Genomic DNA, 19,302 nt, shown 5'->3' with positions numbered 1-19,302 from the left:
GCGGGGGGGTGCCGCCCCCCCGCCGGGGGGGGGGGGGGGGGGGGGGCGCGCGCGGGCCCCCCCGCCGCCGCGGGGGGCGCCCGCGGGGGCCTCCTCTCGAACGAAGCCGGCATGGGCAGCGCGCCGATCGCCCATGGCATCGCAAAGGTGAAGCATCCGTCGGAACAGGGGGTGATCGGCATCTTCGAGGTGTTCATGGACACCATCGTCGTCTGCTCGATGACGGCGTTCATCATCCTGACCTCCGGGCTCTGGACCGATCCGGCCTACCAGGGAGCCAGCGGCGACCTGACGGCGGCGGCTCTCGGAACCTCCATACCCTTCGCCTCGCTGATAGTGGCCCTCTGCTCGTTTCTGTTCGGTTTCTCGACCCTGATCGGCTGGGCGTACTACGGCGAGAAGTGCATCGAGTTCCTGTTCGGATCGGGCGTCATCCGGGCGTACCGCACGGTCTTCACGGTGATGGTGCTGGTCGGCTCGGTCGCTTCCGTGCCCCTCGTCTGGGCCATCGGCACGCTGCTGAACGGCCTCATGGCCTTTCCGAACCTGATCGGCATCGCGTTCCTGGTCGGAACCGTCCGCTCGCTCACGATCGACTACTTCGACAAGCGGTCGACGTAGGCCTGCGCGCGGGCGCTGGGCCGCCCCCCGGCCAGGAGGTCGCCAATCACGGCGACCGCGCCGGCGCCGGCGGCAATGACCTCCGGCGCGCGCTCCAGCGTGATCCCCCCGATGGCTACCACCGGGACGGCGCCCGCCCGCTCGGCCGCCGTGCGGACGAACCCCAGGCCGACCGGTCGATGGCCGGTATCCTTGGTGCCGGTCGCGTAGACCGGACCGACCGCCACGTAGGTCACGGGACGCGCCAGTGCATCGCCGACCTGATCCGCCGTGTGCGTCGAGAGACCGACGACGGCGCTCTCCCCCACCACCCTGCGTGCGTCCTCGACCGGCAGGTCGTCCTGCCCCAGATGCACACCCGCCGCGCCGCTCATGCGAGCGACGTCGGCACGATCGTTGACCACGACCGCCGCGCCGTAGCCGGAAGCCCGCGCCACGACGGCGTCGCACCAACCGTCAATCACCCCGCCGGCTGCGCCCGGCGCCCGAAGCTGCACCAGCCGGGCCCCGCCGTCGAAGTACGCGGCGGCGAGATCGGGCACCGTCCAGCCGTGGCGAGCGGCCTGGCCGGCGTCGACAATCGCGTAGAGGGACGGCAGGTCAACACCCATCGCCCCTCCCCGGCACGGGTCGGTCCGTGTCCAGCAACTGCCGGCAGGCCGGTGTCAGCACCTCGATTCCGGCCTCGGTCATCAGCACGTCGTCCTCGATACGCACCCCGCCCAGATCGGGCACGTAGACGCCGGGCTCGATCGTGAAGACCATCCCCGCCGCGAGCGCCACGTCGTCCGGCCCGGCCGGCCCCGTGCGACGCTTCCCGATGCGCGGCAGCTCGTGGACGTCGATCCCGAGCCCGTGCCCCGTGCCGTGCCCGAAGCGATCCGCCAGCCCATGGCCTTCCAGCACCGTCCGGGCCGCGCCGTCGACGTCGCTCGCGAGCACCCCGGGCGCCGCCGCGGCCAGGGCGGCCGACTGGGCCTCGCGCACCGCCCGATGCAACCGGCGGGTCTCGCAGGTCGGCGGCCCGACCGACACCGTGCGCGAGACGTCGACGCAATAGCCCTCGTGGACCCCTCCGAAGTCGAGGATGACGAGATCGCCGCCGGCCAGCCGGCGTTCGGTCGGGTGCGCGTGCGGAAGCGCCCCGTTCGGACCGGAAGCCACGATGGAATCGAAGGCGGGACGCTCGAAGCCTGCCTCCTCGATCAACCGCTCCACGTCTCTCGCCACCTCGATCTCGGAACGGCCGCGCCGCGCGCACGCGCATGCCCGACCGATGATGCCGGCGAGCATCCGGCCCGCCTTCCGCAGCGTCTCGGCCTCGTGCCCGTCCTTGACCATCCGCGCCCGCTCGATGAGCTCCACTGCCGGGCTGAGGTCCACCTCCAGCTTTTTCTGCAACCACATCCAGCGCCGCACGCTGAGATGATCGGCCTCGACCGCGACCCGCGCCGACGGCCTGCCGCGCAGCACGTCGCACAGCGTCTCGTCGTAGGTGCTCTCCACCTGGACCGTTTCCAGATCCGGCGGTGCGATTTCATGCTCCACGAGGCGGTTGACGGCCTCGACGTACCGAAAGTCGATGATCAGGCGGAGACCGGGCGGCTCGCGTTCGACGACCGCGACGCCGGCGCTCGCGCGCAGGTTGAGCAGGTAGAAGAGATGCGGGAGAGCCGTGACGACGAGAGCATCGAGACCCCGCGCCGCCAACTCCCGCCGTAGCGCCGACGCTCGGGCGGCCAGCCGTTCGCGCGGTGCGAAGCGCATTCCACGTCATTCTACGATGACCCGGATGAAGGCCCTCCCGGTTCGACCGTCGTCGTCGGTGACCGCGACCTCGATCAGGTAGTCGCCGGCCCCGGCGTAGGCATGGCTCGCCGTCGGACCGCCCAGGCTCTCCCGACCGTCGCCGAAGCGCCAGCGATAGCGCACGATTCTCCGTCCGGGAGCGGCCGTCGACTGCTCCGCGCTGAAGTGGACGGTCTCGCCGGCGGCCGGCGCCGCGGGAGACGCCGTCACGACCGCCAGCGGTGCGCTGTCGACTACTTCAACCACGCCGGCGGCCGAACCTCGAAGTCCCGTGTCGTCGGTTACGTTGACGGTGACCGTATAGGTCCTCGCCTCCCGGTACACATGACTCGTCGCGACCCCGTTCCCCGTCGCGCCGTCGCCGAAGTTCCATTCGTGAGAGACCAGCCGCCGGCCCGCGGCCGGCGCCGAGGCGCTGGCATCGAAGAAGACCTCATCGCCCGCGGCCGCCGGGACCGGCGACACGACGAAGGAGGCGGTCGGCGGCTTTCCCGCCGTCACGGGCACCGTCCTCGTCGCCTCTGCCGACCGGTCGAAAGCGTCTGTCACCGTCATTCGAACGAGGTACGTGCCGGCCGTCGAGTACACGTGTCCGGGCATCTGGCCGGAGGCCCGCCCGCCGTCTCCGAAATCCCAGAGATATTCCGCGATCAGCCCGGAAGGATCGCGGGTGCACGCGGTTGCCGCCGGGTCTCCGGCCGGGCACGGCGCGGCACTGAACCGCACTTGATCGGAAACGGCCGGAGCGGCCGGCGTCACCGCGAAGCCGGGCTGCACGTCGAAGGGCGGAATCACGATGCCGGCGGGTACGAGTCGGATGCGGACCCGCCGCTCGACCGCGCTCGAGAAGTCGCCTGTCACCGGGGTAACGACCAGCGTGACGACCCGACCTGCATCGACCGACCGCCCCGCGTCTCCGGATGGCCGCGGCGCACGATACGAGAAGACCGCGTGCCCGGCCGTGTCGGTCACGATGGACCGCGTGGAGAGCTGCCCTACGTCTTGCGCGGTCGAACCCTCGACGACCCGCACGGCCAGGCGCAGATCGGCGGCGGGGACGCGACCCGGCCGCGTCGCGGTGACTGCAACCACGGACGTAGCGGCTCCGTCGATCGGCAGCACGTCGGGGGTCGCGCGCAGCCGGACCGACAGCGCCAGCGCCGACGGCCCGGCCGGAGGAGGCGGATTCCGGCCCTCCTGCAGGCAACCGATCAGGCAGGAAGAGAAGGCCAGCACGGGGATGAGGCGGCGGGTCGCCCTCCGCGTATAGCGGCACGGTCGATCCTGCATGCCCGCCTCACCCGCGTGTCGGTTCCGCATCGGACCAGTCCCCGAACTCGATTCCGATCGCGCCGACGGCCTCGACCCGAGCACCGCCGTGGTCCCGCCCGTAGAACGTGACGTAGGCCAGCGCGTTGATGACGACATCGCCACCCCCCTCGCGGAGGTTCACGAGCGGCGGATCGAGCTTCGCGGACGCACGCACGAGGACGATCTCCACGGTCTCGGCGGCGAAAGAGGCGGTCAGGCCCAGCACACCGTCCCAGGGGTGCGGCACGTCGATGCCCGGCGTGTCCAGCCCGTCGCTTCGCACGTAGCGCACCCGGTAGCGGTCCACGGTCGCGAAGCGCGCACCGCTGGGCGCGACCGGGCCGGTTGCCGTACCCGGGTCCTTCGGAACGAGCCGCAACGTCGCCTGCGCCGCGTCGGGGGCCACCGTCCCACCCGCAACGACGTCCGAACGGATGAACGCCCTGGTCGAGTGCCCGGCCATCGCATCCGACGACGCCCCCATCCGTTCCACCACGAGGGTGACGCTCGAACGCGAGGATGCCGGGCCGTCACCCGCGCACCCGACGGCCGCGGCGAGCCCGACGAACACCCGCGCCGCCGTGGTCCGGGCACTTGTCGTTCCCGGCCATGCCGCGGCCTTCGCGGCGCGCGCCACCGATCGCCGTATGCCTTTCATCTCTCCCCTCCGAACCACGCCTCAACGCACGATGCGAGGCGTCAGAAAGATCAGCAGCTCGTCGCTTCGACGCCGCTCCGCGCGGCTTCTGAAGAACCATCCGAGTATGGGAATGCGGTGGATACCGGGCACCCGGCGGGCCGATCGTGTGCGGGCGCTCTCGTATATTCCGCCGATCACCGTCGTGGCGCCGTCGCGCACCTGCACGGTGGTGCTGGCGCTCTGCGTCACGATCGGCGGTACGCCGTTGACCTGCCGGGCGAAGTCGGCGAAGTCGTTGCCGATCTCGATCCGCATGATGACCGTGTCGGCGGTGGTGATTTGCGGGGTCACCGCCAGGTGCAGAGCCGCGTCCCGAAACGTCACCGTCACGGTGTTGTTGGCGACGGTCTGGATCGGGATCTGATCGCCCTGCGTGATGGTGGCCTGAACGTTGTTCTGGGTCGTGATTCTGGGGTTCGACAGGATTCTCACCTGCCCGTCGCTCTCCGCGGCGGAGAGCACGACGTCGAGGTTGAGCGACCCGTCGATCGCGCCGAGAGCCAACCCCAGGGCGGTGCTCGCCGAAGGCGCGCCCAGGTCCACCGCGGTCCCGCTGTTCTCGCTCTCCAGCGCGCGCGGGTCGGCCCCGTCCGCGGGTCCCTGCGCGCCCCCGGCTCGACCGGAGACTCCGCCGCGGTTCGGAAACGACAGCGACGTCGTGTTGCCGATCTCGGGAGCGGCCCGCGCCGCGATGCCCCACTGCACACCGAGCTCGCGCAGATAGTCCTGACTGGCCTGCACGATACGGGCCTGGATCTCGACCTGCGGTTGCGGGCGATCGAGTACGTCCACCAACTCCCGCACTCGGCCGATGCGGTCCGGCAGGTCCACGATGATGAGCGTGTTCGTCCGGCCGTCCATCTGCACCTGGCCGCGCGGTGACAGGACCGTGCGGGTGACGAGATCGGCGAGGTCGACGGCCCGGGCGTAGCCCAATGTGCGGGTGATGACCACCAGATCCCCGGCCAGCGCCTGCCGTTCGGCGCGGGCGCTCCTCTCCTCGTCCTCCGCGGCCAGCGTGGCCAAGGGGGCGATGCGAACCACGTTGCCGTCGACCACGTACCCCAACCGGTTGGCTCGAAGAATGACGTCGAACGCCTGATCCCACGGCACGTCGACCAGCGCGACATCGACCGTCCCCGCCACCTGCGGATCGATCACGAGATTCAGCTCGCTGATCTCGACGAAGGTCCGCAGCACCGAACGCAGATCCGCGTTCTGGAACTCCATCGAGACCGGATCGCCGGTGTACTCGCGGGAGGCCTCCAACGCCCCCTGCACTCTCCGCTGCGCGCTGAGCACGCCTCCCGACAGCGAGCCGTTGCCGTTCCCGTCCGGGATGCGGCCCGCCGCCGTCGCCAGCAACAGCACCGCGAGCGCACGCCGGACAGCGCGGGACCTGTTCATCGCTCCCCCCTCGACGGCCGCAGCGTCAGACGCACGGCGCGTGCCGCGCCGCGCGGCCCATCCACGACGATCACGACGCCGCCGCCCGCCACCGACTGCACGTAGCCGTCGAAGAGCTCCTCCCCCCCTCGCACCACATGACTTCTCCCGTGTTCGGTCTCCAGCATCGCGAGATACTTGCCGCCGAGCCGGACGAGGCCGCGAAGGGTCATCTCTTCGACCGCGATTCCGGCCAGTCCGCGCGGCCGCGCCCCGACGAACCGGTCCGGACGGGCGCGCGGGGGTGGCGGGAGAAACGGATCCCGACGTCCGCCGGAGTCGTAGGAACGTGCGCGGTTCGAAGGGTCCGCATCCTGCCCCGGGGACTCGGATGTCGTGTCGGGACGAGTATCGCGGCCCTGGCTGGCCGAAGCGCGTTCCTGCCCGGCCAGGAACGCCGCGAACAGCAGCGCATGCGTCGCTGCATGCATCATCGGCGCAACCTCCCTTCCCCGCGCACCGCGTCCACGCCGTTCACGGGCTCCCGCAGCACATAGGTCGAGGCGATGCACGTCGCCGCGATCGTCGCGTTCGGCTTCCCGGAGGGGAGAGCACGGATCGACAGGCGATCGATGGTGACGATCCTCGGCAGCCCGCTCACCGCATCGAGAAACGAGGCGAGCTCGTGGAAACCTCCCGTCACCTCCAGTCGGACCGGCCATTCTTCGTAACCCTCCCCGGGACGCGTCTCGTCGAGCGCGAAAGACTGCATGGTCAGTCGGGACCGCACCGCGACCTCCTGCAGACTCCTCAACACCGCGGACGCGTCCTGCGCCTCCGGCATGCCGCGGTGCAGGATCGCGAGGCGGCGGCGCAGCCGCGAGACCTCGGCTTCGAGCTGCGGCAGGCGGCTGGCGGCGAGACGGGCCCGGGCGACCTCGCCCCGGCGCTGCTCCAGTTCCACGCGCCGCATCGCCAGCAGGTCGGTCTGCGGTTCCACGAACAAGAGCCGAAACGCCGCCAGGACGGCGACCGGCAAGAGGACACCCGCCGCGAGCGTCCTGTTCCGGGCCCCCTCCGCCAGGCTGGACTTCATGGATCCCCGGCCGCCGGCAGGCGCATCCTGACCTCGAAGACGACCGCCTCCTGCCCGCCGAACGACTCTTCCCGGCGGGAGCCCACTATTTCGACCCTGGCATCGGGAGACGCCGAGTCCTCCAGTGCCGCGGCGTAGTCGGATACCGCGGCCGGCGCGACGGCGCGTCCCCGCACGACCACCGCGGCCGGCTCCTGGCGTACCTCGCTCAGCCACAGACCGTTCGGAAGAGCGCGACTCAGCCGGTCGAGGAGCCGCGCCGGATCGCCGCGGCGATCGTGCAGCGCTTCGATGCGGGCCACCTGCGCGGCAAGGTCGGCCCGCAGCGCCTCGGCGCCGCGCACTGCGTCGACGACCGGGGTGAGGCCCGCCAAGGCCGCCTCCGCGTTCGCGAGCCCCCGGGTCAGCTCCGCGGCTTGCCCATGCAAGGACCAGAACCACCAGGCCGCCAGAACCAGAGCCAGCCCCGGCAGTGCCACCGCAGCGGCGGGCGGCCCGTTCCGAGATCGGCCGTCGACGATCGTCGTCCGGTCCTGTACCGAGGTGAGCAGATTGACGCGAATCATCGATCCCCCGTTCGGCGCAGCGCGAGTCCCGCCGCAACGCCCGCCGCCGCGGCGACGTCCGCCGGATCGCGCCAACCGATCTGCCGACCGACGACCTGCGTCTTGCGAAAGGGATCGAACCGCTCCAGGGGCACATCGAAGCGTCCAGCCATCGCGGAGGCAAAGCCCGCTCCCTGTGAGGCGCCGCCGCTGAGCAGGATGCGATCGATGCGGCCTGCCGTCCGGCTGGCCGCGAAGAAGTCGAACGTCTTCTCCACTTCGAGCAGCAGATGCTCGGTAGCCTCCCGCAGCACCGGCTCTGCATCCTCCCGGCCCGCCCCCCGGCTCGAAAGGCCCTTCTTGACCCGTTCGGCCTCGTCGAACGAGAGGTCCCCGTTGCGGCGGAGCGCCTCGGTGCAGGCGTTTCCACCGGCGGCGATTTCGCGGGTGAAGACGGACCGGCCGGCCTCGACGATGTTGACGTTGATCGTGCTCGCCCCGCAGTTGAGCAGGGCAGCCACCCCGCCGCGTTCGAATCCTCCCTGCAACGCACAGGCGTTCTGGAGAGCGAACGCTGCCACGTCCACGACCGCCGGCACGCATCCGGCCTCGGTGACCACGGCGGCGTATTCGGCGATCGTCGTCTTCTTGGCCGCCACCAGCAGCACGACCATCGGCGGCCGCCGCTCGGTGTCGCCGGCGCGGTCGACCACCTGGTAATCCAGGTTTACGTCGCAGAGCTCGAACGGAATGTGCCTTTCGGCCTCCCAGGCGATCGAACCCGCGAGCTCTGCCCGGCTCATTCGCGGCATGGCGATTTCTCTGGCGATGACCGCGCCCCCCGGCAACGACAGGGCCACATCGCGACCGCGGATGTCTGCGGCGCCCAACAGCCCGCGAACCGCTTCGGCGACGGCTGCCCGGTTCACGATCTCCCCCTTGACGATGCTGCCCGCGGGCACGGCACGCATGCCGGCCGTTGCGTGGATCCGGCGGCCGGCCGCCGCGGTCAGTTCGACCGCCTTCACGGCACTCGAGCCGATGTCGATGCCGACCAGCGGCGTCGGCCGCCGCAGGAGGCCGGAGACGAAGCCCATGGATCCCGCCACGGTGGACTTCCTCAAGCAAGGATCGCGCCAACCGCGCCCGGCGCTCCGCGCCGACCCCGGCGCCTTGACACGAGCTCTGCGCGCTCTGTAGGATTTGCGGATGTACCGACCAGGTTTGGTGTGAAAACGTGTCGACCTACGCTCCCAGCCGAAAAGACATCGTGCGCGCTTGGCACGTGATCGACGCCGACTCGAGAGTTCTCGGGCGGATCGCCACCGTCGCCGCGCGCCTCCTGCAAGGCAAGCACCGCCCGCAGTACGCGCCTTATCTCGATATGGGCGATCACGTCGTCATCGTCAACGCGGCGCGTGTGCGCATGACCGGACGCAAGGAGACCCGCAAGCTGTACCACGCGCACAGCGGCTACCTCGGCGGGTTGCGCAGCGAACGGGCCGGAACCGTTCGCCGCCACCATCCGGAACGACTGGTCGAATCCGCCGTGCGCGGCATGTTGCCGAAGACGAAGCTGGGGAAGGCGATGTACCGCAAGCTGAAGGTGTACGCCGGGCCCGAGCATCCCCACGCGGCCCAGAAGCCGGCCGCCTGCGAGGTATCGTGAGCGCAGAACCTGCCCACTACGCAACCGGACGGCGCAAGACCTCGACTGCGCGAGTTTTTCTCCGCCCCGGCGCAGGCGCCTTTACCGTGAATACCGTATCGCTGGAAGATCGTTTCCCGACGGCGTCGCTCCGGACGAGGATCACCGAGCCTCTCGTGCTGACGGAATCGACCGCCAAGTACGACATCTTCGCGACCGCGGCCGGCGGAGGCATCTCCGGCCAGGCCGGTGCGTTGCGTCTCGGAATCGCGCGCGCGCTCGTCGAGGCGGACCCCGAGTTGCGGGCGCCGCTGAAGAAGGCCGGCATGCTGACGCGGGACCCGCGCGGCAAGGAACGCAAGAAGTACGGACTGGCTGGCGCACGCAAGCGATTCCAGTTCAGCAAGCGGTAGGAACCGGAACGGTCGCCGCGATAGCAGGCGCACCGGATGGAGGCAGCTTGACGCCGTTGACGATGCAGGAACTGCTGGAAGCCGGAGTTCATTTCGGCCACCAGACGAAGCGCTGGAACCCCAAGATGAAGAAGTACATCTTCGGCCAGCGCAACGGGATCTACCTTATCGACCTGGGCAAGACGGCCCAGTGCATGCGAGTGGCGGAAGACTTCGTCACGCAGCTCGCGTCGGAGAACCGCACCATTCTCTTCGTTGGCACGAAGCGGCAGGCGCAGGATCTGGTCGTCGAGGAAGCCCAGCGTTGCGGCATGTACTTCGTGAACGAGCGCTGGCTCGGCGGCCTGCTGACGAACTTCTCCACGATCCAGCGAAGTCTGGATCGCCTCCGCGAGCTCGAGGCGATGGCCGAGGACGGCCGCCACGACAGCCTCTCGAAGAAGGAAGTGGCGCGCCTCGAGAAGGAGAAGCGGAAGCTTCACCGCAACCTGGACGGTATCCGAAAGATGTCGCGTCTTCCGGACGCCGTGTTCGTCATCGACACCCGCCGCGAGAAGATTGCCGTCGACGAGGCGCGAAAGCTGAGAATCCCGGTCATCGGCCTCGTCGATACGAACTGCGATCCCGATGACGTCGACTACGTAATCCCCGGCAACGACGATGCGCTGCGCGCGATTCGGCTGTTCGTGACACGAATCGCCGACGCGGTCATCAACGGCCGGGGCCTCAAGGAAGCCGCGGAAGACACGAATGCCGACGCCGGCGCGCCGCAAGCCGCTCCCGCGGCCACCACAGTGGCTTCGCCCGCTCCGGCGTCCGTCTGACAGACATGTTCCGGTCCCGCCGCACCGATACCGCGGCGGGCCTTCCCTCCAACGCGAAAGATCGACGTCATGGCAATCAGTGCGGCGCAAGTCAAGGAACTACGTGACCGAACCGGCGTTGGCTTCATGGAGTGCAAGGCGGCACTGGGCGAAGCCGGCGGCGACATCGATCAGGCGGTGACCATTCTGCGGACCCGAGGCCAGGCGAAGGCAGCCAAGCGCGCGGGCCGTACGACGTCGCAGGGACTCGTCGGGCACTACATCCACCAGGGCGGACAGGTCGGCGTCATCGTGGAAGTCAACTGCGAGTCCGACTTCGTGGCGCGCACCGACGACTTCCAGAAGCTCGTGCGCGAAATCGCCATGCACATCGCAGCCGCCGACCCGCAGTACGCGAGCCGCGAAGAGGTGCCCGCCGCCGACCTGGAGCGGGAACGCTCCATCTACCGGGCGCAGTTCGAGAACTCGAACAAGCCGCCGGCGATCGTCGACAAGATCGTCGAAGGCAAGCTCAACAGCTACTACGAACAGGTCGTGTTGACCGACCAGCCTTCGATCCGTGATCCGAAGACGACCATCGGCACGATGATCACCGCGGCGATCGCCAAGCTCGGCGAGAACATCACGGTCGCCCGCTTCGCACGGTTCAAGGTTGGCGAGACCGCTTCCTAGCGCCCCGAAACGCCTCGCAGGCTCGGCGTTTCGGCCCATCCCCCCCGCTCCATGAGTCTGCGCCACAGCACTTCGCTTCGCTGCGTTCTGCGGCGCAGACTCCTAAGAGTCGGCGCCGCGGAAGCGGCGCAGACCGTCGGTCGGGCCCGGTTGGGCGGCAATCGGAGCCGGCGGCGACGATTCCCGGGTAGCGCCTCACGACGGCGGGCGATGGACGCTGCGCTATAATCGCAGCCGGCCGCGCCTCGTCTCCGGACAGTCCCGTTCAAGACACCGCGCCGGCCTGTTTCTCGATGACCGGACGAGCCTGTCGGCGTGTCCTCCTCAAGCTGTCGGGCGAGGCGCTCGTCGGAGAGAAGTCCTTCGGCATCGATTCGGTCGTCGCCGATCGGCTGGCGCGCGAGATCGCAGCGGTCCGGGCCCTCGACGTCGAGCTCGCCATCGTGATCGGCGGCGGCAACATCTTTCGCGGCCTGGCCGCGAGCGCCCGCGGCATGGATCGCGCCACCGCGGACTACATGGGCATGCTCGCCACGGTCATGAACGCGCTCGCGCTCTCGGACGCCCTGGAAAGGAACGGCGCCTCGACGCGAGTCGTCACGGCAATAGAGATGCGCGAGGTTGCCGAGCCCTACGTGCGGCGGCGTGCGGTGCGCCATCTCGAGAAGGGTCGCATCGTGCTGTTCGCCGCGGGGACCGGAAACCCGTACTTCACCACCGACACGGCAGCGGCCCTGCGCGCGATGGAGATCCGCGCCGATATCCTGCTCAAGGGAACGAAGGTCGACGGCATCTTCACGTCCGATCCGATGACCGATCCGACCGCCACCCGTCTCGACCGTATTTCGCACCGGCAGGTGATCGAGCAGGGCCTGAAGGTGATGGATGCCACGGCGATCTCGCTGTGCATGGACAACGGCATGCCGATCGTGGTCTTCAACCTGCGTACGTCGGGCAACATCCGGCGTGCCGTCCTCGGAGAGCCAGTGGGATCGCTGGTAACCGCCTCGTTGCCCGGCGATCGTTCGGAGGTAGCCACATCATGACCGTGACCGATCCTGAAGCAGCCCACGCCGATGCCGAGCGACGAATGGACGGCGCCGTGGAGCACGTACGCCGGGAGTTGGCGGGCGTACGCACCGGACGGGCCTCCGTCAACCTTCTCGACAGCGTCCGCGTGGAGGCCTACGGCGCCCTGATGCCGCTGAACCAGGTGGCCAGCCTGTCCGTTCCCGAATCGACGCTCATCGTTGCGGCGCCGTTCGATCCTTCCCAGATAACGGCCATCGAGAACGCGATCCGGAATGCCAATCTCGGCCTCAACCCGAGCAACGACGGAAAGATCGTCCGGGTTCCCGTACCGACCCTGACCGACGAGCGCCGCAAGGAAATGTCGCGACTCGTGCACAAGCTGGCCGAGGAGGGTCGGACCAGCGTGCGGCAGGTGCGGCGGGACACGAACGACGCCCTCAAGCGGCTGCTGAGGAATCACGAGCTCTCCGAGGACGACGAACGGCGCGCCCTCGACGACATCCAGAAGCTCACGGACGATCACGTCCGCAAGATCGACGACCTGCAGCGGGCGAAGGACGCGGAGTTGCTGGACCGCTAGCCGCCGCCGGCCGAGACCAACGCGTTCGGGCAGTTGTCCGCCGCCGTCCGCTCCGCCCATGTCGACTCTCTCCCATCTCGAATGCTCGGCCCCCTGCGGCGCGGGACCCATGGATCCGCAAAGCGTCCAGCACCTGTGCGCCTGCGGCGCGCCGCTGCTCGCGCGGTACGCGCTCGACACCCTCGCCCGACGCTGGACACGCGACTCGCTGCAGGATCGCCCGCCGACGATGTGGCGTTATCGGGAGGTGCTGCCCGCGGCCGACGCCGACGGGCCGGTGACGCTCGGCGAGGGTTTCACGCCGCTCGCGCACGCACGCCGCCTCGGCGCCACGGTCGGGATGGACCGTCTCTACGTCAAGGACGAGTCCGCCAACCCGACTAACTCCTTCAAGGCCCGCGGCTTGTCCGCGGCCGTCACCGCCGCGCGGCGACTCGGGGCAACCACGGTTTCCGTCCCATCCGCCGGTAACGCCGCCAACGCCGCCGCGGCGTACGCGGCCCGCGCGGGCATGGCGGCCAAGGTCTTCATGCCGCGCGACGTCAAGACGCCGTTCATTCGCGAATGCGAGCTCTACGGCGCCGAGGTAACGCTGGTTGACGGCCTCATCACCGACGCGGGACGGGTGGCGGCGGCAACCGGCGCCGCGCACGGGTGGTACGACGTCTCGACGCTGAAGGAGCCCTACCGCGTCGAGGGCAAGAAGACGATGGCCTACGAGATCGCCGAGCAGCTCGGCTGGGAATGGCCGGACTGGATGATCTACCCCACCGGAGGCGGCACCGGCATCGTCGGCATGTGGAAGGCCTGCGCGGAGCTGGAGGCGCTCGGGTGGATGCCGGCCGGCGCCCGACGGCCGCGGATGGTCTCCGTCCAGGCCGCGGGGTGTGCGCCCATCGTCCGCGCGTTCCACGCCCGAGAGGAGCGCGCGACGCCCTGGGAGGACGCCCGCACGAGCGCGGACGGGCTGCGGGTCCCGCGAGCGATAGGCGACTTCCTGATCCTGCGCGCCCTGCGGGAGAGCGGCGGCGCGGCGGTCGCCGTCAGCGACTCGGAAATGATCGCGGCGATGCGTGAAATCGGGGCGACCGAGGGCATCAGTGCGGCGCCCGAAGGCGGAGCGACCCTGGTCGCGCTGCGCGCGCTCCTCGCCGACGGAACCATCTCCCCCGCCGACCGGGTCGTGCTCTTCAACACCGGCGGCGCGCTGAAGTACCTGGACCTGCTGGGTATATAATGGAGGATTGTGGTTGCGGCGCCACCCCGCGACCATGCAGGGCCTGCTTCTGTCGACAAACGGGCCGCTAGCTCAGTTGGGAGAGCGCCGCGTTCGCAACGCGGAGGTCGTGGGTTCGAGTCCCATGCGGTCCACCAGTCGCTTCCTCCGCCGGTCATGACGATGACGAAAACCGCGCCGTACCGGGCCGTGCTGCGCTGCATCCAGGGCTGCGCCGGCGCGCATTCCCTTCTGGAGCCGATTTATCGCTGCCCCAAGTGCGGCGATCTGCTGGAGGTGTCGCACGACCTGGACGCGCTCCGGGATCGTTCGGCGGGCTCCTGGATGCGGCTGTTCGACGAGCGCTACAAGCGCACGACCTGGCCGTACGGATCCTCCGTCTGGGGCAAGAAGGAGTGGGTCTGCCCCGGCGTTGACGCGGACAACATCGTGTCCATGGACGAGGGAGGAACCAACCTCTTCTGGGCGGAGCGGTTCGGACGGGAGCTCGGCGTCAGCGATCTGTGGGTGAAGCTCTGCGGCAATTCCCACACCGGTTCGTTCAAGGACCTCGGGATGACCGTGCTGGTCTCTCTGGTGCGGCAGATGATGCGCCAGGGCGTGGCGATCCGCGCGGTGGCGTGCGCCTCGACCGGCGACACGTCCGCCTCCCTGGCCGCCTACGCCGCGGCCGGCGGCATTCCGGCCATCGTGATCCTCCCGCGCGGCAAGGTGTCGACCGCCCAGCTCGTGCAGCCGTTGTCGAACGGCGCCACCGTGCTCGCGCTCGACACCGACTTCGACGGCTGCATGGCGATCGTCAAGCGGCTCTCGAGCGAGGAGGGCATCTATCTCGCGAACTCGATGAACAGCATCCGCCTGGAGGGCCAGAAGACGGTGGGCATCGAGATCGTCCAGCAGTTCGACTGGGAGGTGCCCGACGTCATCATCATTCCCGGCGGCAACCTGGGCAACGTGAGCGCCCTCGGCGCCGGATTCGACATGATGGAGGCCCTCGGCGTGACGGCCCGCCGTCCGCGCATCGTCGTCGCGCAGGCGGCCGCGGCGAACCCGCTGTACCGCGCGTATCGGAACGACTGGCGCTTCGAGCCGATCAAGGCGGCGACGACGCAGGCGTCGGCCATCCAGATTGGCAACCCGGTCTCGATCGCGAAAGCCATCCGCACGTTGCGGCGCTATGACGGCATCGTGGAGCAGGCCACGGAAGCCGAGCTCGCCGACGCATCCGCCCGCGCCGACCGCACCGGCATGTACAACTGCCCCCATACCGGAGTCGCGCTGGCCGTGCTTGCCAAGCTGCGGGGGCGCGGCGAGATCGCCTCGACCGACCGTGTTGTCGTGATCTCGACGGCGAACGGGCTCAAGTTCACCGACTTCAAGCTGGACTACCACCGGGCGGCGGCGGATCTCCAGCCGCGTCTCGCCAACCTGCCCGTCGAGCTGCCCGACGACTACGACGCGGTGCTGCGGGCCGTCGCTCGCGTGACGGGCGCGCCTTGACACTGTCGATGGCCGCCATCGACAATATTCCATGCCCGTTCCGCGCATCACGAAGGAAGACCTGCAGGCGCGCATCGACAGCGGGGAAGCGACCACGCCCGTACTCGTCGACGTGCGCTTGAAGTACCCGTACGAACACAGCACGGTCCGGCTGCCCGGTGCGATTCGCCTCGCGCCACCGGACTTCGAGTCGTCGTCGCTCCCGCTCGATCGGGATATCGTGACGTACGACTCCGACCCCGAGGAGATCGTCGGCGCCCGCGTCGCCGCGGCATTGATCCGGCGGGGCCACCGCGCCAGCGTGCTCCAGGGAGGCATCGTGGAGTGGATGGCGGCCAAGCTCCCCACCGAGAGCAAGGACGCTCCCAAGCAGAAGCCCCCGGTTGCCGGCGCCCTCAAGGGATAGCTCCCGTGGGATTGCGCGCAGGTCCATGATGCCCGTGCGCCGTCCGCGCGTCGCGTTTGCCCTCCTCGTCGCTTGTGCCCTGCCCGTCGCAGCCGGTGCGCAGTCGCCCGCCGCGCCCCCGGTCGCTCGACTCGTGGCGAACCTGCAGGCGCACTACGATCGAATCGCGGATTTTTCGGCGGACTTCGAGCACCACTACGCCGGCGGCGTGCTCCGGACCACCGACGTCGAGCGTGGCACGATGCACGTCAAGAAGCCCCGCCGATGGCGTTTCGACTATGTCGATCCGGAACCGAAGCTCTTCGTCTGCGACGGCACGACGATCCATTCCTGGTTTCCCGCCGACCGCCAGGTAATCGTGAGTCCGCTGCCGGCCGGTGCGGGCGCGTCCACCTCAGCCGCCTTGCTGGCCGGCGAGGGCGACCTGCTCCGCGACTTCACCGCCCGCTACGCGGCCGGGCCGCCGCCGGAAGGGGCCTGGTCGATCGAGCTCAGGCCCGTCGCGGGCGACGCCGGTTACGAGTCTCTGATCCTGACCGTAGACCGCACGACGCTGGACATTCTCGAGATCGCGACCACGGACTTCCAGGGTGGCGTCTCCACCTACGTGTTGTCCAACGTCATGCAGAACCAGGGTCTGTCCGATACCTTGTTCGGGTTCGACGTTCCCGCGGACGTCGAGGTCATCAGGTGAGGAGACCCTTGCCCGCTAGCGGGTCGCGCGTGAACGTCCGAGCGCTGGTGGCAGCGCTGGCTCTGGCGACGTCGGCCTGTGCAACCTCCGGCGCCCTGCTGGAGGGACAGCGCGCCGAGCGCGAACGCGACTACGATCGGGCGGTAATCGCCTACACGCGGGCGTTGCAGGAGCGGCCGCACGATCGCGACGCGCAACTCGCGCTCGACCGCGCGCGACTCCGGGCCGCGCAGATGCACTTCGCCGAGGGGCGGCGGCTCACCCGGCTGGCGCGCTGGCGGGAGGCACTGGAAGAGTTCCAGATCGCGTACGAACTGAACCCCGGCATGGGCGATCTGGACCGGGCGATCCGCGAGACGCGGGAGGCCGTGCGCGCCGAGCTGGCGGCTCAACCGGAGGGCCAGACGGCTATCGAGGCGCTCATCGAGCAATCTCTCGTGGCGGCGCCGCCCGGTCTCGATCTGCCGCAAGGCATCGAGCTCCCCTCCTCGGTCGTTTTCAGCAGCGAGAGTTCGCGTGCGGTGTTCTCGGCTCTGGGACAGCTCGGCGGAATCAGCGTCGTCTTCGACGCGCAGTTCCGCGACACGCCTTTCTCGGGCGACCTGCGGGGCATGACCTTCGATACGGCGCTCGCCGCCGTCGCGGCCAGCACGAGCAACTTCTTCCGGGTGACCGCGCCCGGCACGGTAACCATCATCCCGGACACGCCGGCGAAACGCCGCGAGTACGAGGAGGAGATCATCAGGACCTTCTACCTCAGCAACGCGGACGTGGCCGAGACCATCGATCTGCTGCGCCTCGTGGTCGACATGCGCCGCCTGGCGCCGGTGACCGCCACCAATGCGATTTCGATCAAGGACACGCCGGAACGCATCGACGCGGCGGCACGACTGATCCGGGCGATCGACAAGGCCCGCGCCGAGGTCGTGATCGAGGTGCAATTGCTCGAGGTGGACCGCCAGACCATGCGGAAGTACGGTCTCCGCTTCGCCTCCGCCGGCGACAACTCGGACATCAGCGGCGGTGATTCGGCCGTGGTCGACAGCGCCGGCGACAGCGCCGACGGACTCGGACTGTCCATCGACGACGTCGGCCGCGTCAGCGGATCGAGTCTCTTCCTCGCGAACCCGACCAGTCTGCTGGTCCGCCTCCTCGAAACCAATTCGAGCACCCGTATTCTCGCCAATCCGCAACTGCGGACCTCCGACGGCGTCGCCGCGGAAGCCCACTTCGGTGAGCGTGTGCCCGTACCGGTCACGACTTTCACGCCGATCGCGGCCGGCGGGATCAGCCAGCAGCCGATCACGTCGTTCAACTACGAGGAGATTGGCGTCAACATCGACATCACGCCCCGCATCCACCACAACGACGAGGTCTCGTTGGCGCTCGAGGTCGAGATCAGCAACATCTCCGGCACGGGTTTCGGAAACCTGCCACAGTTCGGCAGCCGCTCCATCATCACCATGATTCGTCTGCGCGACGGCGAGACGAACATTCTCGCGGGCCTGATTCGCGACGACGAGCGCGAAACCCGCGGAGGCATTCCCGGGCTCAGCAGCATTCCGTTTCTCGGTCGGCTGTTCGGCCGCACCCGGACCGACACGCAGCAGACCGACATCATCCTGACGCTCAAGCCGCACATCATCCGCGGCCTCGCGCTCGAAGAGGATGATCTGCGGCCGTTCCGCGTCGGCGCCAACACCGCGGCGGGCGCGGCTTCGCGGGTGGGCGCCGTGCCCTCGAACCCTCCGCAGCCGCAACCGCGAGCCGGCCGCCCGCTGCCCGGCCGCCCCGGCGGCCCGCAACGCCCCATCGCGCCGCCGGCGCCGCCGGACGCGCGCTGATCAGGGTGCCACCGCCGTGGATTGCTCACGTCCGGGGTATCCATGCAAGCGGAGTTGCCCAGCGCCGTTGCTCGCCGCGGGAGGGTCACCCAAGGACACGCGACGCTCGGCGGGTGCCGACGCACCCGTGGGCATAGTGCCGGGGCTCTCCGCCCGCGAGGAGGTCCCGGCAACACGCCGCTCGGTCCCCGACGGCACCAAGATGGACACCTACGGCCTCCCCGACGGGCGATACGAAAGAAGATCCCACCACGACAGCACAGGCTCGACGGCTGGCCCATCCAACTGCTCGTTGCGTTGAACCGGACCTGTGATGACGGAGCGTGCCCTGTCGGGGCTTCGGTTGCGAACCCGGCGGCTCCTACGGTTTTCGCGTGTTGCATGCCGGAGCAGATCGGGATCGAACGGGAAGTCCGGCGCGGCGGCCAGCCGTGAAATCCGGGCGAGCCGGTCAGGCCGCCCGCTTCCCGGTGATCGCCTCCCGGAGGCCTTCGAGGAGGCCCTCGAGCTTCGCCATGCGCTCGCGCAGCTGGCCGAGCTGCTCGCCCGTCTCTTTCCCCTGCGCGTCGATCCGGTCCCGCAAGTGCCCGAGCTGCTCGGTCGTCTCCTGTCGCTGGGCATCGATCCGGTCCCGCATGCGCTCCATCCGATCTTCGACCCGGGCCGCGTAGCGCGCCACGATCCCCCACACGCCAAGAAGGACGGCCGCGACGACCCCAACGGCGCTCAGCAGCGTCGGGAGGATGGGCGTGGTCTCCACAGATCAACGCTAATCGCTGCCGGCGACGGTGTCAAAGGCGCCCCGGCAACAGCCGCGTGCAGGTCCTCGACTACGGCGTCACGCGCGGGGATCCGGCCGCAGATGACGTCTGGCACACGCCCTCGCCTCGAACCAGGCGCGGCCGTTCGCTCGCTCGCCGGGTGTCATCGGCTGGAAATGGCAAGTTGAAAAGGGACCCCCGTGGCAACGTGAAAAGGGACCCC

General features: G+C 69.3%; 21 protein-coding genes and 1 tRNA gene. 13 read left to right on the top strand and 9 right to left on the bottom strand.

Features of this window, described 5'->3' with window-relative positions:
• A partial coding sequence (locus F4X11_19025; protein ID MYN67096.1) for an alanine:cation symporter family protein occupies nt 1-621 on the top strand: 621 nt, incomplete at its 5' end.
• Here F4X11_19025 and thiE read toward each other — a convergent pair.
• The 8 genes from thiE to pilM all read right to left on the bottom strand — a co-directional run bounded on the left by thiE (nt 597) and on the right by pilM (nt 8,577).
• Nucleotides 597-1,232, bottom strand: coding sequence for a thiamine phosphate synthase (gene thiE, locus F4X11_19020; GenBank protein ID MYN67095.1), 636 nt, complete (start codon nt 1,230-1,232; stop codon nt 597-599). The genes F4X11_19025 and thiE overlap by 25 nt on opposite strands.
• Entirely contained in the window at nt 1,222-2,388 is a 1,167-nt protein-coding gene (locus F4X11_19015) for an aminopeptidase P family protein (protein MYN67094.1), read from the bottom strand. Before F4X11_19015 ends, thiE begins: the two co-directional genes overlap by 11 nt.
• Before the next feature lie 6 nt (nt 2,389-2,394).
• Entirely contained in the window at nt 2,395-3,858 is a 1,464-nt protein-coding gene (locus F4X11_19010) for a PKD domain-containing protein (GenBank protein MYN67093.1), read from the bottom strand.
• Nucleotides 3,859-4,420: 562 nt separating this feature from the next.
• Complete coding sequence (gene pilQ, locus F4X11_19005) at nt 4,421-5,848, bottom strand: type IV pilus secretin PilQ (GenBank protein ID MYN67092.1); 1,428 nt, start codon at nt 5,846-5,848, stop codon at nt 4,421-4,423.
• Entirely contained in the window at nt 5,845-6,321 is a 477-nt protein-coding gene (locus tag F4X11_19000; GenBank protein ID MYN67091.1) for a hypothetical protein, read from the bottom strand. The genes pilQ and F4X11_19000 overlap by 4 nt, the downstream gene beginning before the upstream one ends.
• Nucleotides 6,318-6,923 carry a type 4a pilus biogenesis protein PilO gene (gene pilO, locus F4X11_18995; protein ID MYN67090.1) on the bottom strand — a complete coding sequence of 202 codons (606 nt, stop codon included), beginning with the start codon at nt 6,921-6,923 and terminating at the stop codon, nt 6,318-6,320. The genes F4X11_19000 and pilO overlap by 4 nt, the downstream gene beginning before the upstream one ends.
• Nucleotides 6,920-7,489, bottom strand: a complete 570-nt coding sequence (locus F4X11_18990; protein MYN67089.1) for a PilN domain-containing protein — start codon at nt 7,487-7,489, stop codon at nt 6,920-6,922. The genes pilO and F4X11_18990 overlap by 4 nt, the downstream gene beginning before the upstream one ends.
• Complete coding sequence (pilM, locus tag F4X11_18985; protein ID MYN67088.1) at nt 7,486-8,577, bottom strand: type IV pilus assembly protein PilM; 1,092 nt, start codon at nt 8,575-8,577, stop codon at nt 7,486-7,488. Before pilM ends, F4X11_18990 begins: the two co-directional genes overlap by 4 nt.
• A 128-nt stretch (nt 8,578-8,705) precedes the next feature.
• Here pilM and rplM point away from each other — a divergent pair, with 128 nt between their 5' ends.
• The 12 genes from rplM (at nt 8,706) to F4X11_18925 (ending at nt 18,318) form a co-directional block, all read left to right on the top strand.
• A complete protein-coding gene (gene rplM, locus F4X11_18980; GenBank protein MYN67087.1) occupies nt 8,706-9,137 on the top strand; it encodes a 50S ribosomal protein L13 in 432 nt (143 codons plus the stop codon).
• The gene (gene rpsI, locus F4X11_18975; GenBank protein ID MYN67086.1) at nt 9,134-9,529 is read left to right on the top strand and encodes a 30S ribosomal protein S9; all 396 of its coding nucleotides are present in this window, start codon (nt 9,134-9,136) and stop codon (nt 9,527-9,529) included. Before rplM ends, rpsI begins: the two co-directional genes overlap by 4 nt.
• 47 nt (nt 9,530-9,576) lie before the next feature.
• On the top strand, nt 9,577-10,353 hold the full coding sequence (gene rpsB, locus F4X11_18970; GenBank protein ID MYN67085.1) for a 30S ribosomal protein S2: 777 nt from the start codon (nt 9,577-9,579) through the stop codon (nt 10,351-10,353).
• A gap of 69 nt (nt 10,354-10,422) precedes the next feature.
• Nucleotides 10,423-11,025 (top strand): translation elongation factor Ts, encoded by a 603-nt coding sequence (gene tsf, locus F4X11_18965; protein ID MYN67084.1) that lies wholly within the window; start codon nt 10,423-10,425, stop codon nt 11,023-11,025.
• 293 nt (nt 11,026-11,318) lie between these two features.
• Nucleotides 11,319-12,071 carry a UMP kinase gene (locus tag F4X11_18960; GenBank protein ID MYN67083.1) on the top strand — a complete coding sequence of 251 codons (753 nt, stop codon included), beginning with the start codon at nt 11,319-11,321 and terminating at the stop codon, nt 12,069-12,071.
• Nucleotides 12,068-12,637 (top strand): ribosome recycling factor, encoded by a 570-nt coding sequence (locus tag F4X11_18955; protein ID MYN67082.1) that lies wholly within the window; start codon nt 12,068-12,070, stop codon nt 12,635-12,637. The genes F4X11_18960 and F4X11_18955 overlap by 4 nt, the downstream gene beginning before the upstream one ends.
• A 58-nt stretch (nt 12,638-12,695) precedes the next feature.
• On the top strand, nt 12,696-13,874 hold the full coding sequence (locus F4X11_18950; protein MYN67081.1) for a threonine synthase: 1,179 nt from the start codon (nt 12,696-12,698) through the stop codon (nt 13,872-13,874).
• Nucleotides 13,875-13,935: 61 nt separating this feature from the next.
• Nucleotides 13,936-14,011 (top strand) — tRNA-Ala (locus F4X11_18945).
• Between the two features lie 19 nt (nt 14,012-14,030).
• Nucleotides 14,031-15,374, top strand: a complete 1,344-nt coding sequence (thrC, locus tag F4X11_18940; GenBank protein MYN67080.1) for a threonine synthase — start codon at nt 14,031-14,033, stop codon at nt 15,372-15,374.
• 31 nt (nt 15,375-15,405) lie between these two features.
• A complete protein-coding gene (locus tag F4X11_18935) occupies nt 15,406-15,780 on the top strand; it encodes a hypothetical protein (GenBank protein MYN67079.1) in 375 nt (124 codons plus the stop codon).
• A 25-nt stretch (nt 15,781-15,805) separates the two neighbouring features.
• Nucleotides 15,806-16,474, top strand: a complete 669-nt coding sequence (locus F4X11_18930) for an outer membrane lipoprotein carrier protein LolA (protein MYN67078.1) — start codon at nt 15,806-15,808, stop codon at nt 16,472-16,474.
• Nucleotides 16,475-16,503: 29 nt separating this feature from the next.
• Nucleotides 16,504-18,318 (top strand): hypothetical protein, encoded by a 1,815-nt coding sequence (locus F4X11_18925; GenBank protein MYN67077.1) that lies wholly within the window; start codon nt 16,504-16,506, stop codon nt 18,316-18,318.
• A gap of 451 nt (nt 18,319-18,769) precedes the next feature.
• On the opposite strand, the gene F4X11_18920 is transcribed toward F4X11_18925, so the two are convergent.
• Entirely contained in the window at nt 18,770-19,078 is a 309-nt protein-coding gene (locus F4X11_18920) for a hypothetical protein (protein ID MYN67076.1), read from the bottom strand.
• Nucleotides 19,079-19,302: the final 224 nt, after the last annotated feature.

The sequence above is a fragment of the Acidobacteriota bacterium genome, assembly GCA_009861545.1.
Lineage (GTDB): Bacteria > Acidobacteriota > Vicinamibacteria > Vicinamibacterales > UBA8438 > WTFV01.
Note: the sequence above shows the minus strand (reverse complement) of the source record. Positions and strands in the feature narration are given on the sequence as shown.

Bases quoted from the DNA above. Each gene is read 5' to 3' on its own strand.
- thiE (MYN67095.1), bottom strand. From the start codon at position 1,232: ATGGGTGTTGACCTGCCGTCCCTCTACGCGATTGTCGACGCCGGCCAG.
- F4X11_19015 (MYN67094.1), bottom strand. From the start codon at position 2,388: ATGCGCTTCGCACCGCGCGAACGGCTGGCCGCCCGAGCGTCGGCGCTA.
- F4X11_19010 (MYN67093.1), bottom strand. From the start codon at position 3,858: ATGTCGTCATCAACGCGCTGGCCTACGTCACGTTCTACGGGCGGGACC.
- pilQ (MYN67092.1), bottom strand. From the start codon at position 5,848: ATGAACAGGTCCCGCGCTGTCCGGCGTGCGCTCGCGGTGCTGTTGCTG.
- F4X11_19000 (MYN67091.1), bottom strand. From the start codon at position 6,321: ATGATGCATGCAGCGACGCATGCGCTGCTGTTCGCGGCGTTCCTGGCC.
- pilO (MYN67090.1), bottom strand. From the start codon at position 6,923: ATGAAGTCCAGCCTGGCGGAGGGGGCCCGGAACAGGACGCTCGCGGCG.
- F4X11_18990 (MYN67089.1), bottom strand. From the start codon at position 7,489: ATGATTCGCGTCAATCTGCTCACCTCGGTACAGGACCGGACGACGATC.
- tsf (MYN67084.1), top strand. From the start codon at position 10,423: ATGGCAATCAGTGCGGCGCAAGTCAAGGAACTACGTGACCGAACCGGC.
- F4X11_18960 (MYN67083.1), top strand. From the start codon at position 11,319: ATGACCGGACGAGCCTGTCGGCGTGTCCTCCTCAAGCTGTCGGGCGAG.
- F4X11_18955 (MYN67082.1), top strand. From the start codon at position 12,068: ATGACCGTGACCGATCCTGAAGCAGCCCACGCCGATGCCGAGCGACGA.
- F4X11_18950 (MYN67081.1), top strand. From the start codon at position 12,696: ATGTCGACTCTCTCCCATCTCGAATGCTCGGCCCCCTGCGGCGCGGGA.
- thrC (MYN67080.1), top strand. From the start codon at position 14,031: ATGACGATGACGAAAACCGCGCCGTACCGGGCCGTGCTGCGCTGCATC.
- F4X11_18935 (MYN67079.1), top strand. From the start codon at position 15,406: ATGCCCGTTCCGCGCATCACGAAGGAAGACCTGCAGGCGCGCATCGAC.
- F4X11_18930 (MYN67078.1), top strand. From the start codon at position 15,806: ATGATGCCCGTGCGCCGTCCGCGCGTCGCGTTTGCCCTCCTCGTCGCT.